Source organism: Streptomyces sp. NPDC002476, assembly GCF_042889785.1.
Taxonomy (GTDB): domain Bacteria; phylum Actinomycetota; class Actinomycetes; order Streptomycetales; family Streptomycetaceae; genus Streptomyces.
In genome coordinates, this window is record NZ_JBIARH010000020.1 from 100,851 (window position 1) to 114,051 (window position 13,201).

Sequence of the window (13,201 nt, forward strand, 5' to 3'; positions counted from 1 at the left end):
GGAGACCCCCGCGCGGGGTGGGGCGAGCGGGGACGGTCGGGCGGGGACGGCCGGATGGCCGGGACGCGCAGGCGTCCCGGGCAGTGTCAGTGGCTCGGGTCACACTGGATACATGTGCCGCAGTATCAAGACGCTACGACCGCCCGCCCTGCCCGAAGAGGCCACCGAGGAGGAGATCCGGGCCGCCGCTCTGCAATTCGTACGCAAGGTGTCCGGGTTCCGCGCCCCGGCGGCGCGCAACCGTGAGGTCTTCGACCGGGCCGTCGACGAGATCGCGGAGGCGACCGCCAAGCTGCTGGACGGCCTGGAGATACGGGGCGCCCTCAGGGCGTCGTAGTCGCCGTCGCGGCCGCCTCCGCGGCCGGCCGGCGCATGAAGTACGCGGCCAGGGCGCCCGCCACGAACAGGGCGAGGACCGAGACGGCCGTGGCCACCCAGGTCGCGCCGAGCCACTGCCCGCCGAAGTAGCCGAGCCCCACGCTGTAACCGGCCCAGGCCGCTCCCGCCAGCGCGGACCAGGGCAGGAACTCCTTCACCTTGCGGTGCGCGGCGCCCGCGCCCAGCGAGACGACCGACCGGCCGGCCGGTGCGAAGCGCGCGACGATGACGAGGATGCCGCCGCCCCGGGCAAGGGCCCCGCCCAGGCGTTCCTGGGCCGATGTGAGGCGGCGGGAGCGGGCGATGGCCCGGTCCAGACGTTCGCCGCCGCGCCAGGCCAGCCGGTAGGCGACGAGGTCGCCGAGGACCGAGGCGGCGGTCGCGCAGAGGATCAGTGCGAGGAGTGACGGGACCTCGGGCACCTGCTCCGCCGCCCGCGCCGCGGTGGAGGCCACGGTCGTCGAGCCCGCGGTGGCGGCGGTGGCGGCGGTGATGACCAGGACCCCACTGGGGAGCACGGGCAGGAAGACGTCCAGCAGCACTGAGACGGCGACCACCGCGTATATCCAGGGGCTGCCGGTCAACGCAGCCACACTCTCAAGCAAGTACTACTCCCCGATCCGGAACAACGCCGCGACGTCGCAGGGGAGCGGCAGGAGCGGCACGGCCAGCTGTACAGCGTACGCCCCGCACCCATCCGATGATCCATAAATATGGACGATGTTGGGAAGGTCACGTACGCACGGAAAACGGGAGGAACGGGTACCAGGCGTACGTGAGCGGTGCGCGCGGCGAACGGTGAACGAAAGCCGTACGAGCGGGCCCGTGGGCGCCGGTGGGGCCCGTGATCCGCTGCTCGTGGTCGGTCTGTGAGCAGCGGATCACGGAACCCTTCCGGACTCTCAGGCCCTTGCTGCCGGGGCCTGCTCGCGTACGCGCTCCTCGCCCCGCTCCGTGTCGTCGCGGTGGAACAGCCGGTCCAGGGACAACACCCCGGGGCCGCTGAAGACCAGCAGCAGGAAGACCCAGCAGAAGATGGCCGCGGCCTCGCCGCCGTTCTCTATCGGGAACAGGCCGTCGGCCTGGTGGACCGTGAAGTACGCGTACGCCATCGATCCGGAGGCGACCAGGGCGGCGATCCTGGTGCCCAGGCCGAGGGCCACCAGGCCGCCGCCGACCAGCTGGATGGCCGCCGCATACCACTTGGGCCAGGCGCCGGCGGCTACGGAGCTGTCGCCGAAGAGGCCGAAGAGCGTGGCCGCGCCGTGACAGGCGAAGAGGAGACCGACCACGATCCGGAACAGGCCGAGCGCGTACGGATGGGCCTGATTCAGGCGTGTGTGCATGGGGGCTCCTTCGGTCGGGGTGGGGATGTGAGCCGATCGGGTGGTCCAGGTTAGGGAGACCTCACCAATGCTTGCAAGTTCAACATTATGTCGACTGGCTGAAACTCGGCCCGCGCTGCTCGGCCGGACTTGGATCGGATGTCGCCCATATCTGCGCCCCTGCCGGTCGACCGCTTGGCCTGGGGCAATGGCGGCGCAGCTTTCCGGCCATGTGCGGTATGTGACGTAAGCCGGTCTCCCCGGGGCATGGCGTGCCGGGCCCATGTCGGTCGGTATGGGGGATTTGCGCCGGGGTGGCGAGTCGGCGACGCCCGGCCGGGTTGCCGTCGTGCCCGGAGCCGGTCGAGGTAGGAGTCGGTCCTCGCTCAAAAGCTCCCGGGTCGGCGCTCTCGGGGGCGCGTGGAGTCGAGCCGTGGAACGGGTGTGCGAACCGCGTTCCACGGGGGCTTCGCGCTTGTCCGGCGCGCTCCGTCGCCGATCCGCGTCGGACGGTGCCGGGCCGTGCCTGCGCGGTGGTACCGGTGATCGCCGGCGGTGGTCGTAGTCGACCGAAAACATGCCGGTGTCTTCGGGTGCCTTGGCGCTGCCTGTGTCCCTTGGGGTCTCGGTACCTTCTCGGTGTGTCCGTGCGGGGAGGGTCCGAGGATCGGCCTGACGTGAGCGTGGTCGATTCACGCGGGCCTGGTGGATTCACGCGGTCGTGGCCGGGGTGCGCGGCAGGGGTGCGTGGCCGGTCCGGGGCGAGAGGGGGGCGCGGAAGCCCCGCCCGGCTTCGCGCTCGGGCGGGGCGGTCGTTCGTTCTGCGCCGCGTTCGGCGGTCGTGTCCGGTCCGGTGTCCGTCGGGGCCGGCGATCCGGTGGTGCTCAGCAGCCGTTCAGGATGCCCTGCAGTGCGCTCTTCTCGGCCGAATCGACGCTCAGGTCGTAGTAGTGCTTCACGTGCACCCAGGCGCGTGCGTAGGTGCAGCGGTACGAGGTGCGCGGGGGCAGCCAGTTGGCCGGGTCCTTGTCGCCCTTGGCCTGGTTGACGTTGTCCGTGACGGCGATGAGCTGAGGACGCGTCAAGTCATTCGCGAAGCCCTGACGTTGAGCCGTGGTCCAGCTGCTGGCGCCCGACCGCCACGCTTCGGCGAGCGGCACCATGTGGTCGATGTCCAGGTCGGAGGCGGCGGTCCAGGTGGCGCCGTCGTACTCCGAGTACCAGGTGCCGCCGACCGCCGCGCAGCTGGAGTCCTGCTGCACGTTCGTGCCGTCGCGCTTCAGCACTGCCTCACGGGTGTTGCAGGTGCCGGACTGCGTGATCCAGTGCGGGAACTTGGACCGGCTGTAGCCGTCCGACGAGCCTTCGGCCGCGACGGTGAGCTGACTCAGGTACGTACGTGCGGTCGATGCGGAGACCGGGGTGGGCATGGCCGCCTGGGCGGCAGGGGCGTTGAGCAGCCCGGTCGTTGCGGCGAGGGCTGCGGATGCTGCGGCGACGGCGAGGCGACGCGCGTAGACACCTGACATGCGAACTCCCTTGATGTGGGGGGGGCGTTGGACGTGCGACCGGCCGGACCCGGTCATCGTGGCGGCGCCAGGTTTCCGTGGGGTGGGCGCCAGGTAACAGAGTGGCGACATGGGCACGTCACATCAAGGGGTCTGATGAACGGGACTGGAGCGCGGGGGCGTGTATACGTGTCCGCGCGGGCTCGTGTGCTGACGCCACGGCAAGTCGGCCGGGACCGAAGGGCGCCGGATCACTCGCAAGCGCACGTGGTGGTGGGCGGCGTTGCCGATCGGGGCGGGGGCCGCGCCGGTCGTCGCCCTGCTGGTGGTCACCGGGCTCGTGCCGGTGCGCGGTATCGCACTGATCCCGGTGACCGGCATCAGCATCGGGGGCGCGCTGACCGCGACCGTGCTCGGCGGGCGGCGGGCGGCGGGCGCTGGACGAGTTGACGGCCCGGCACGGGGAGGGGAGGCGGGCGTGGCGCTCGGGCTGTCCGATCGTGAGGCGAGGCTGGAGATCGCCCGGCCCGCGGCGGCGGATGCGTTGCTTCCCGGGCTGGACCAGACGCGGACCGTTGGGCTCGTCACGCTCCCGGGCGCGTTCGTGGGCATGCTGCTGGGCGGTGCCTCACCGGTTCAGGCGGGTGCCGTGCAACTCTTCGTGCTGGTGGCGCTGATGGCGGTGCAGTCGGTCGCTGTCACGGTCGTACTCGAACTGGTCGCACGCGGCCGGCTGCACCGGGACTGAGCTCCGTGCGGACAGCGGACAGCGGACAGCGGGTGGTGGGTTGCTCGTAGCGGGGCAGTGAGCGGCCGCCCCGTGACTGTGGCCGTGGGCGTGGCTGGGGCGCAGGCGATGGGCGCGGGCGGCGGTCGGTGGCGGACGCGTGCGCATATGCGTCCACAGACGTACGCACTCCCGCGTGCACGCATGCGTACACGCGGGAGCGGGGCGTTGTGCGGTGGTCACAGAGCTAGCGCGTGTCTTCGAAGTGCCGTCGCACGGCAGGCGGCACTTCGAAGACGCGGCCTACGGGCGCGAGGCAGTCAGTTCGCGTCGATGTGCAGCCGGATCGAGCCGTCGGCCGCCGCTTCCACTCGCAGCTGCGTCAGGTCCTCGACGTGAGCGTCGGGCGAGAGCGTCGCCGCCCGCGGGCCGATGCCCACGATGCGCATGCCCGCCGCCCGGCCGGCCGCGATGCCCGCCTCGGAGTCCTCGAAGACGATGCAGTCCGCCGGGGCGAAGCCCAGTTCGGCCGCGCCCTTGAGGAAGCCCTCGGGGTTCGGCTTGCTGGCTCCGACACGCTCGGCGGTGACACGGACCGTCGGCATCCGCAGGCCGGAGGCCGCCATCCTCGTACGGGCCAGTGCCTCGTCGGCCGAGGTGACCAGGGCATGCGGAAGCGCGGCGATCGCGTCCATGAAGGCGGGTGCTCCGGCGACAGGGACGACGCCGTCGGTGTCGGCGGTCTCCTCGGCGAGCATCGCCCGGTTGTCCGCGTGGTTCTGCTCCATCGGGCGGTCCGGGAGGAGCACCGCCATGGTGGCGTGGCCCTGCCGTCCGTGAACCACCTTCAGTACGGCCTCCGGTTCGAGACCTTCGCGTGATGCCCAGCGCCGCCAGCAGCGTTCCACGACGGCATCGGAGTTCACGAGGGTGCCGTCCATGTCCAGGAGCAACGCCTTAAAAACACCTATGGTCTCTGACCTGGGCATCGGGGCCATCCTCTACGCGCGACTTATTTGTTCCGGCACGATACAAAGGGAGCGTGCTCTGGCCAATCTAGTGCCGCGGCAGGCAACGTTTGCCCGTCAAGGAGCGGCGTGGGGTGCGTGCTCTCGGTGTGCCGGCCGGAAGTCCTTGTACTGGACGTACTTGGGCTTTCGGCTGGTGCAGCGAGAGTGCGTGCCCGACGTCGCGACGGGGCAAACGTTGCCTGATGCGGCACTAGAGGCGCAACAGAGTCCCGGTCGCGCTCGTGACCCCTGAACAACCAGCCCTGGATTGCTACGACTGTACGACCGCATCTGCTCCGCAGAGAACCGCGGCGACCGCTGGTGTCCGCTGTCGTTGATGTCAGCCTGCCCCTCGATGCCTGTGGTCGCTCGTATTGCTCGTTCGGGTGCGTATCTCGTGCAGGTTCCAGCCCAGATGTCCAAGCTTGGCCTCACGATGTGTCTCCTCGTGAGGGTGAAAAAACATGCCGACGTACGTCACCTTGCTGAGCTGGACTGATCAAGGGGTCCGAAACTACAAGGACACCGCAAAACGCTCCGAGGCCTTCGGGTCAGCGGTACAGAAGCTCGGGGCGAAGCTCCTGAGCATCTACTGGACCGCCGGTCCGTACGACCTCGTGGCCATCGTCGAGGCGCCCGACGACGAAACTGCCACGGCAGCACTCCTGCAGCTCGGCGGGGTGGGCAACGTCCGTTCCACGACTCTGCGGGCCTTCGGTCCAGAGGAGATGGGGCGCATCATCGCCAAGGCGGCTGGCTGACGACCCACATCCTCCAGGACACCCAGCGCGAGGCAGTGAGTCACCTGGACCGCATGCTGAAGCGGCAGCGTCCCGACCGTGGGTGACCGCCCCCGTTGATGTCAAAAGTAGATGTCAAAGGCCCCCAACCGTGATCGGTTGGGGGCCTTTGCGCTGGTGGGCGCGGATGTTGTGAGTTCGATCCGCGATATCAGCATTCGAGGGCCACGTGACTTCTCGCACACCGCCTGTAAAACCCCTACCGGCTGAGCTGCGGAAACGCGCGAAAGGGCCCCGCAGGCGCAACCTGCGGGGCCCTGAATGTCACTGCGCGGGCTGCCCGCTTCCGGAGCAGGTCTCCGTGCCGCTCCCGTTCGCCGAGGAGCGGGCGTCAGTGTGGGATGCCCTCGATGATCTCGCGGGCGCCCTGTCGCAGTAGCTCGGCACAGACGCGGGAACCCAAGACTCCAGGGTCATTCAGCGACTCACCCCAGACATGGGCGTGAACGAACTTGGATCTGTCGCGGGAAAACACCATGCCGCGCAGACTGAGTTGCCCGTCCGGTTCTGTGATGCAGTGCCCGGCGATCGGGCTGTTGCAGTGCCCACGGAGTCCGTGCAACATGACCCGCTCGGCCGTGATCTCGGTCATCGTGCGTTCGTGGTTGAGCTGCTGAAGCAGGTACGCAACCGCGTCGTCGTCCTTCCGGCATTCCAGACCGAGAGCACCGGCGCCGACGGCCGGCAGCATCTCGCCGACCTCGAACACCTGTCGGGCACGGTCCATGATGCCGAGGCGGTCCAGTCCTGCCCGCGCGAGGACCATCGCGTCGAGCTTGTGATCCATCGGCTTGCGGCCGTCGAGCTTGTCGATTCGCGTGCCGACCAGGCCGCGGACGCGTACGACGTTGAGGTCGGGGCGCACTCGGTTGATCTGAGCCTTGCGGCGTACCGCCGAGGTGGCAACGGAGGCGCCGGGGGGCAGGTCGGCGAGCGTCTGCACATCGGACCCCTCAGGGACGAGCAGGACGTCGCGAACGTCGTCGCGCGGGAGGTACGCGGCGAAGATCAGTCCGCGCGGCATCAGCACGTCGCCCGGCACGTCTTTGATGCAGTGCACGGCCATGTCGACCTGCCCACGCTGCAACATTTGGTCGATCTCACGGACGAACAAGCCCTTACCGCCGAGCTGGGCCTGGAGTGGCCCCATGATTCGGACAGCTATAGCGGGGTGCAGCAACTCTTGCGCCTCGGCGCGGGGTGCCCAGCGCCACGCGTCGAGTTCGGCGCGCTGCAAGGTGATGCGGTCGGTGTCGTCCGGGTACAAAACCGGGCCGGCGAACAGGAACGCCAAGCGGTCGCGGCGTGCGGGCCGAGGTTGAACGACGCGGCGAACGTCCGCATGCTCTCGCCCCTCCCGTGTGACAGTTCCAGCACGGGAGGGGCGGGTCGGACCCGCTTCGGTGAGGACGGTCCCCACTGAGCACACCGGAACGGGAGTCTCGGAACTACGGGGACTGCGCTACGAGGTCGGCGCAGCAGGGCCCGGTCCACACCTCGGTGTCGAGGACGTGGGCGCCGAGCCGGTCGGGGATGACGCCGACGCGGACCGTCCCGGTGGTCAGGGGCGTCTTGCACCAGACGCAGGCGCGGCCCGCGGCCTGGTCCCACGTCAGCGACCCCGGGTCCGGGAGCGGGCGGCCGGTCGGCGCGGTCACGACTTCTCGCCGTACGGGCGGAGACCGCGCTGTTCCCGGCACGGGTTGCACGCGTACAGCTGCCGCCCCGGGCCCGAGCCCTGCTCGATGATGTCGACCAGGACCGCGGTGCCGGACGGGCCCTTGTGCCAGTGGCACCAGCCAGGGCCGGGCGGCGCGGGCGGACTCGACTGCGCGGTCACTGCTGCCCACCCTTGCACCGGCCGCACCGGCAGGCCGGGAATTCATGCTTCGTGGGAAGTTCCTCGACCGGGTCAACCTCGGCCTTCGGGCGGATGACCCGTGTCCGGCCATGCCGGTTGACCTCGTACACCTTGAGCGTCATGGACATTCGGCCCGCCCCTCTCGTCCGCTGTGAGGGCCCAGCATTTCGCCGGGCACCGACGGACAACAGGGACGCTTCGTCCTGGTTCTGCGACGCTATTGGGCGATCCCGAGGAAGTCCGCGATCTTTCGAACTCCTGCCGGAGGGTGAGGGAGCGCCAGGAGGTCGTGCACGATGGCAACCGCGAGTGTGTGGTGCCGCATCCACGTCGGAGCGACACGACGCAGGCTCTCCAGTGCTTTCAAGGCACCTTCGGCGTTCCCGGTGTCCGTGTGGGCCCGCGCGACGTCGAGCAGCAGCCACGTGCGCCAGGACGGCGGGGTGTCCGGCGACAGCCGCATCCCCTTGGCGAGTGCCAACGCGTCTTCCGGGTGCCCGTACTGAACGGCCAGGCGAACACGCTCGATGCGGACAGATGACCGGCTGAAGACGGACACCAACCGCCCGTCCTCCGGTGCCGGTAGTTTGGTGAGCCGGCCCGCAGCCGCTTCGGAAGCGCGCATCATCTCGTCGGCCCGGTCGTAGTCGCCGCTCCGCGCGTAGGACGTAGCGGCCGACATCAGCAGCCCGCCCCAGACACGCACACCTGATGCGTTGGTGGCGTGCTCCCGCTCCACGCCGTCGGCTGCATGGATTGCAAGGTGGGTAGCGTCGTCCAGCCGGTTTTGTCGCTGGTAGGCCCATGTGACGGAGTTCGAGATCATCGGGGCAAGCAACGGATCCGATGAGGCTCCTGCGGCTGCTATGGCGCGTTCCAGAGCGGACAGGGCCAGGTCGGTTTTCCCGAGGCGGATCGACAGATGTCCGCCAAGCTGGAGCGCCTTCCCCAGTGCTGCTTGTCCCGCTGCCCGCTCGTCAGTCGATCCGACGGACGCGACCAGTCGGGCGTCAGCGATGATCCCGGGGAGGAGATCCATCAACCGCCCGAACTCTGCGGCGTGGTAGAGCGTCCAGGCATCGGCGATCTCTGACCGGACAGCGGGCAGAGACAGCGACGTAACGTCGTCCGGCTCGGCGGGCGGGGCAAAGAGCGGCGGCATGATGGCGCGCCGGACGGCAACGAGCTGCGGCGGATCGATGTCCCCCGACGACGACACCCCTGGAGGATCACCAAGGAGGGACGTAAGTTCTACCCCGAGCCCCTGCGACAGTGCATGGAGGGTGGGTAGCCGAGCGGAGTGTTTACGCTTCTGTTCAAGATAACGTACGATGTCGACTGATACCCCCGCACGTTCGGCGAGAGCTTCCTGTGTCAGACCGGACAGCCGTCGGAGGCGGCGCAACTTATCGCCCAGATGCTCACTCACATGGCCGACGGTACGCCGTCGGAGCCCATATATCCGCAGGCACGTTGAACCTGGGCTGGGCTGGTCTGAGAACGACGAAACCGCTCCCTTCCGCGCGCTGCGGGAGGGAGCGAAACCCCGCACGCGCGGGGACGAGGCGCAGCGATGCGTTCACGGCGGTCTGTGCGGCGGCGATGATCTGGCGTTGGTCGCCGAACCGGGGGCGGTCGAGGTCGACCTCGGACCACTTGTTGTCTTTGCCGCCGAACTCGCCGTACTTGCACGGCTCCCACATCTGTGCGCGGAGTCGTTCGGCGTCGGTGTGGAGGCCGAACGCGAGCGTGGCGCGGCGGGCGGCGTGGTCGGCGGCTCGTACGCGGGTGGCGGCTTCGACTTGCTCGGCGCGGTCGAAGGCGAGCCCCTGGTCGGCGGCGATCTTCGACACGGTGCTCGGGCTGCGCTTCAGTGCGCGGGCGATCTCGTTGCGGGACTTGCCCGCGGCGTGCAGCTCGCGGACGCGGCGGCGGTCCTTGTCGTCGATGGGGCGGCCCATAGGCGCATCACCTCCCCGCCGCGGTAGTTGCTGGTGGTTGATGGGCGTTGGTCTCGTCTCCGTCACGAATCCGGCGCTGAACAGGGGGCGTGTGTGAGCAGCGGCATGATGGCGTCGTGGAGATCGCGAAACTGGTCCTGGAGTACGTCAAGGCCCTCACGTGGCCTCTCGTCACGATTGGCTTGGTATGGGTGCTGCGGAGCCAGATCAAGGGTGCGTTCGGTCGGCTTACGCGGGTTGAAACCCCTGCTGGGAGCGCTGAGTTTGCGGCTGAGGCGGCTAACGTGCTCGATGAGGTGGAGGAACTGGCGCGGTCCAATGCTTCTAGCGCGGTGAGGGGCAGCCCAGTAACGGTGCCTGGGCCTACTGCTGTGCCTGTTTCTGAGCGTGTGCCCGAGCCCGTGTCTGAGCCTGCGCGTGATTCTGGGTCTGCGCCTGGGCCTCGCTCAGCTGGTGAGAATGAACCACAGGTTGAAGAGTTGCTGCGTCATCTTCTTCACGAAGACCCTGACACTGAGCTACGCCGCAGGCGGGCTGATCGGGCGCGGTCGCGTGTCCTCCGGGCAACTCGCCGTGCCTCGCAGGACGACGCATTCGCGGACGCCATGGAGATGGCGTCCGCGTCGCCCGTGGGCGCCGTGGTTACGGCATGGACGAAGCTCGAATCGCTCTACATGGACTTGTTGAGGGAAGGCGGTCAGGCCACCGATTCGCTCCGCGGCGCTCCAATAGGAAATGTGCTGCGCGGGCTTAAATCACTGGGTCTTACGGATGAAGCGCTGGATATCTTGCGCCAATTGCGGCAGTTGCGTAACGAAGCAGTCCATAGACCGGAAACGGTCACGTTTAGTGCTGCTCAGGACTTCGTACGCAGCTGCCGAACTGTTGCGTACGAGGTGCGGCGGCTCAGTCAACCACCACTTCCAGGCATGCCGGAGACGCCCTGATTGGATCACGGAACGGTCACGGTGGGCAACGTCACTTCGGGCAGAGGGTCTTGCGCAGTGCCTCGTTCAGCGCCTTGCCCTGCTCGTCCCTGAGCGGCCGGGCGTCGTTCCCGAACCGCTGCGCGGCCAACCAGTCCTCCTTGCCGTTGGGCTTCGCGAGGCTGCTGCACTGGTTCCGGCCGGCGTCGATCGCCTTCTCCTCGTCCTCGACGATCCGCGGGTCCACAGCCTTGATCGCGGCGAGGTAGGCGTCGCGGGCGTCGCCGGTCGGAGCGGGCGGGATGCCCGCGGCCTTCTCGGCCGCAGCGTGGTCGACGGTCTTCGTCGGCACTGGCGCGGGCTTATTCACGTCCGCCTCGCCGGTCGAGCATGCGGTGAGCGCGAGCAGCGCGGCAGCGGTGGTGGCGAGCAGGGCGGCGGGGCGTCTCATGTGCACTCTCCGTACTTGGGTCTGTGCCAGTGAGACAAGTGAGTTCTGTGAAGGGTTGTGCGGGAAACGCGAAGGCCCGCTTTGGTGGGGCGAGCCTGTGATTGTCCGGGCGTACCGGATGTGCCGCCTTCCTGGCTGATGTACGTGGGTGCTGGCGCGGCGAGGTCCCGGTGCGGGCGATGGGTGGCTGGCCTGGGCGGTTTGGCTTGGGTGGTGGGCGACGGCATGTCGATCTGCACCGGTGCATCCCCGTGGTGCGCGGCCTGTCATCGGACAGGCCGTATCCGTGATTCCCGCCAGTCCCGAGGGCGGATTCAAGGTTTCCCGAAGGTTTCTCCAAGGTTGGACGACCAGGGTGGAGCAGCGTTAGTGCAACCAGGTCTGCTAAGGCCGATTAGCCGGGACTGCTGGAGGATCGCAAAATGGTCAGATCGAGAATGCTGGACAAGAAGCGGCGCGTGATCAGCGGATTGGGCATCGCCGCCGCAACTGCTGTCAGCGCGTTATTGCTCAACGCGCCAGCAGCTCAAGCAGACGGTGGCTGTACCAGACTCACTGACAAGAGCGGCGGAAACGCAGAGGTATGCAAGACCTGGACCGCGACCAGTGGCGGCTACTACAAGGGAACCTGGTCGATCGGTGTCATGACGTCCTACACCTACGTGGAGCTCTATAAGGATGGGGCCGTGTCGAAGGCCACTGGATCCAGTGGGTCCTACCCTCACCTGAAGAAGTTCTGGATGCGTGCGTGCAGCAGCCTTGGGACTGGGTGCAGCGCCTGGTGGTAGATGAAGGCGGTTAAAGCTTCGCCGGTAGGGACTGATGAAAGTCCCAAAGGTCCTCGTTTCTCTGGCTGTAGGGGTGTAATTCGCTGCCTGTCGCAGGATCCACGCTGTCGTAGGTCGTACCCGAGATACGTCACCTGCGTGAAGTGGCAGGACGCAAATACCCTCGGCGCTGCGTGCGCCCGGCGTTGGAGGAGAACGCGAGGGTGATGGCGACGGCGGGCGAGGGCTCGGCGGCGTCGCAGCTCGCCGACAGCTTGCCCTCTTATGCCCGCCGTCGGATTGGTCACGGTACGCGAACCGGCAAGGCTTGTGTAGCGCTTGGTACAGGTGAGGCCCCGCCCTCCAAATCAGTGGGCGGGGCCTCGGTCCGTAGCGGCGTCGAGTCAGGAGCGTGGATGGGACGGCTTCTACGGTACGGGCGGGGTCCGGCATAGCGCTCTGTCTGACACGGTGGGGCGCGGTGTCGGTCGGGTTGGGTCTACGGCGTGGGCTGTCGGACAGGGTAGGGGCCGGGGATGCGGCGGCCGACGCGGGGAACGGCGGGCCGGTCGGACACGGCGTCATGCGGCGTGGTCACGGCTGGTGCGTCGGTGTCGGACGTGGGGCGAGCTGGTAGGCGATCAGGAGGGGCGTTTCGCTCTCGGGGACGGTGCCGTGGGCCCATGCGGTGCGGTACATGTCGGCGAGCTGTCCGACGGTGGCGCGGACGGCTCCGGCGAAGTCGGCGCCGGTGGCCATGATGACGGCAAGGTCGTCGGACAGGGTGGCATCGACGCGGATGCTGGACCGCGATCCGGCCTTTGGCGCGGTCGGCTTCTGGGTACGCGGGGTGTTGCTCATGGTCGGGGTTGCTCCGATCCGCAACCGCATCAAGGCCCGGCATGAGACGGTCGAGCAGTTGCTCGCTAAATCTGCCGCCATCGAGGCCACGCCTGATGTCTCCGACTATGAGCCGCTGGTCGTTGGTCTGCTGGATGAGTGGGACACCATCAACCCCGGTGAACGGAGCGGCATATTGCGGCAGCTACTACGGCGTGTGGCTGTCTACCGGGTGGAACGCGAAGGGTACGCGCGGGCCACGAGCCGGATCGAGTTTCATCCGGTGTGGGAGCCGGACCCATGGGCCGATCAGACATCGCATGAGAGTGCTACAGGGGATTAGGGCGTGTTTCGAAAGTCCCGTCCGGCCCGCGACGCCTGGCACGGCGCCTCGCCACGTTGTCGGGATCGTCCACGTACGCCCAGTACGTGGACGACCCTCCGCCTTGCGATGCACCGCACCGGACGCCGCAGGCCCCGCCCTTCGGGCGGACGACGCTACTTTCGAAACACGCCCTAGTCGAGGAGGAGGGCGCGGGCTGTGAGGGCGGTGGCCGGCATGGGGCGGCTCCAGGGCGCGGGAAGGTGGTGACGCGGGGGTGGAGAAACAAGCAGCCTCGCCCGCCGGTCAGGGGGTGGCGGGCGGA

The 13,201-nt window shown here is 68.3% G+C and carries 16 protein-coding genes; 5 read left to right on the forward strand and 11 right to left on the reverse strand.

Annotation, left to right across the window (positions count from 1 at the left end):
* Positions 1–112 precede the first annotated feature (112 nt).
* Positions 113–337 (forward strand): DUF2277 domain-containing protein, encoded by a 225-nt coding sequence (locus tag ACFYXM_RS22710; RefSeq protein WP_389291790.1) that lies wholly within the window; start codon positions 113–115, stop codon positions 335–337.
* Here the strand turns inward: ACFYXM_RS22710 and ACFYXM_RS22715 are convergent.
* The 3 genes from ACFYXM_RS22715 to ACFYXM_RS22725 form a co-directional block, all read right to left on the reverse strand.
* Positions 324–983, reverse strand: coding sequence for a DedA family protein (locus ACFYXM_RS22715; protein WP_389291791.1), 660 nt, complete (start codon positions 981–983; stop codon positions 324–326). The genes ACFYXM_RS22710 and ACFYXM_RS22715 overlap by 14 nt on opposite strands.
* A 297-nt stretch (positions 984–1,280) precedes the next feature.
* A complete protein-coding gene (locus ACFYXM_RS22720; RefSeq protein WP_389291793.1) occupies positions 1,281–1,724 on the reverse strand; it encodes a DoxX family protein in 444 nt (147 codons plus the stop codon).
* A gap of 863 nt (positions 1,725–2,587) precedes the next feature.
* Positions 2,588–3,232 (reverse strand): HNH endonuclease family protein, encoded by a 645-nt coding sequence (locus ACFYXM_RS22725; RefSeq protein ID WP_389291794.1) that lies wholly within the window; start codon positions 3,230–3,232, stop codon positions 2,588–2,590.
* Positions 3,233–3,461: 229 nt separating this feature from the next.
* On the opposite strand from ACFYXM_RS22725, the gene ACFYXM_RS22730 reads away from it, so the two are divergent.
* Positions 3,462–3,959, forward strand: a complete 498-nt coding sequence (locus tag ACFYXM_RS22730; RefSeq protein ID WP_389291846.1) for an ABC transporter permease — start codon at positions 3,462–3,464, stop codon at positions 3,957–3,959.
* A 299-nt stretch (positions 3,960–4,258) separates the two neighbouring features.
* On the opposite strand, the gene ACFYXM_RS22735 is transcribed toward ACFYXM_RS22730, so the two are convergent.
* Positions 4,259–4,927: an HAD-IA family hydrolase gene (locus tag ACFYXM_RS22735; RefSeq protein ID WP_389291796.1), complete on the reverse strand. Its 669-nt coding sequence runs from the start codon at positions 4,925–4,927 to the stop codon at positions 4,259–4,261.
* A 485-nt stretch (positions 4,928–5,412) separates the two neighbouring features.
* Between ACFYXM_RS22735 and ACFYXM_RS22740 the strand changes: the two genes are divergently transcribed.
* Entirely contained in the window at positions 5,413–5,709 is a 297-nt protein-coding gene (locus ACFYXM_RS22740; RefSeq protein WP_389291797.1) for a GYD domain-containing protein, read from the forward strand.
* Between the two features lie 370 nt (positions 5,710–6,079).
* Here ACFYXM_RS22740 and hemC read toward each other — a convergent pair whose 3' ends face one another.
* The 6 genes from hemC to ACFYXM_RS22770 form a co-directional block, all read right to left on the reverse strand.
* Complete coding sequence (gene hemC / locus ACFYXM_RS22745; RefSeq protein ID WP_389291799.1) at positions 6,080–7,042, reverse strand: hydroxymethylbilane synthase; 963 nt, start codon at positions 7,040–7,042, stop codon at positions 6,080–6,082.
* 154 nt (positions 7,043–7,196) lie between these two features.
* Positions 7,197–7,406, reverse strand: coding sequence for a hypothetical protein (locus tag ACFYXM_RS22750; RefSeq protein ID WP_389291801.1), 210 nt, complete (start codon positions 7,404–7,406; stop codon positions 7,197–7,199).
* Complete coding sequence (locus ACFYXM_RS22755; protein ID WP_389291803.1) at positions 7,403–7,588, reverse strand: hypothetical protein; 186 nt, start codon at positions 7,586–7,588, stop codon at positions 7,403–7,405. The genes ACFYXM_RS22750 and ACFYXM_RS22755 overlap by 4 nt, the downstream gene beginning before the upstream one ends.
* Positions 7,589–7,826: 238 nt before the next feature.
* Positions 7,827–9,038, reverse strand: a complete 1,212-nt coding sequence (locus tag ACFYXM_RS22760; protein WP_389291805.1) for a helix-turn-helix domain-containing protein — start codon at positions 9,036–9,038, stop codon at positions 7,827–7,829.
* Positions 9,031–9,570 (reverse strand): helix-turn-helix domain-containing protein, encoded by a 540-nt coding sequence (locus ACFYXM_RS22765; RefSeq protein WP_389291807.1) that lies wholly within the window; start codon positions 9,568–9,570, stop codon positions 9,031–9,033. The genes ACFYXM_RS22760 and ACFYXM_RS22765 overlap by 8 nt, the downstream gene beginning before the upstream one ends.
* 978 nt (positions 9,571–10,548) lie before the next feature.
* Entirely contained in the window at positions 10,549–10,947 is a 399-nt protein-coding gene (locus tag ACFYXM_RS22770; RefSeq protein WP_389291809.1) for a hypothetical protein, read from the reverse strand.
* A gap of 437 nt (positions 10,948–11,384) precedes the next feature.
* Here ACFYXM_RS22770 and ACFYXM_RS22775 point away from each other — a divergent pair, with 437 nt between their 5' ends.
* Positions 11,385–11,735 carry a hypothetical protein gene (locus ACFYXM_RS22775; protein ID WP_389291811.1) on the forward strand — a complete coding sequence of 117 codons (351 nt, stop codon included), beginning with the start codon at positions 11,385–11,387 and terminating at the stop codon, positions 11,733–11,735.
* Between the two features lie 573 nt (positions 11,736–12,308).
* On the opposite strand, the gene ACFYXM_RS22780 is transcribed toward ACFYXM_RS22775, so the two are convergent.
* Complete coding sequence (locus ACFYXM_RS22780) at positions 12,309–12,575, reverse strand: hypothetical protein (protein ID WP_389291813.1); 267 nt, start codon at positions 12,573–12,575, stop codon at positions 12,309–12,311.
* On the opposite strand from ACFYXM_RS22780, the gene ACFYXM_RS22785 reads away from it, so the two are divergent.
* Entirely contained in the window at positions 12,574–12,897 is a 324-nt protein-coding gene (locus tag ACFYXM_RS22785; RefSeq protein WP_389291815.1) for a hypothetical protein, read from the forward strand. The genes ACFYXM_RS22780 and ACFYXM_RS22785 overlap by 2 nt on opposite strands.
* The last annotated feature ends 304 nt before the right edge of the window (positions 12,898–13,201 follow it).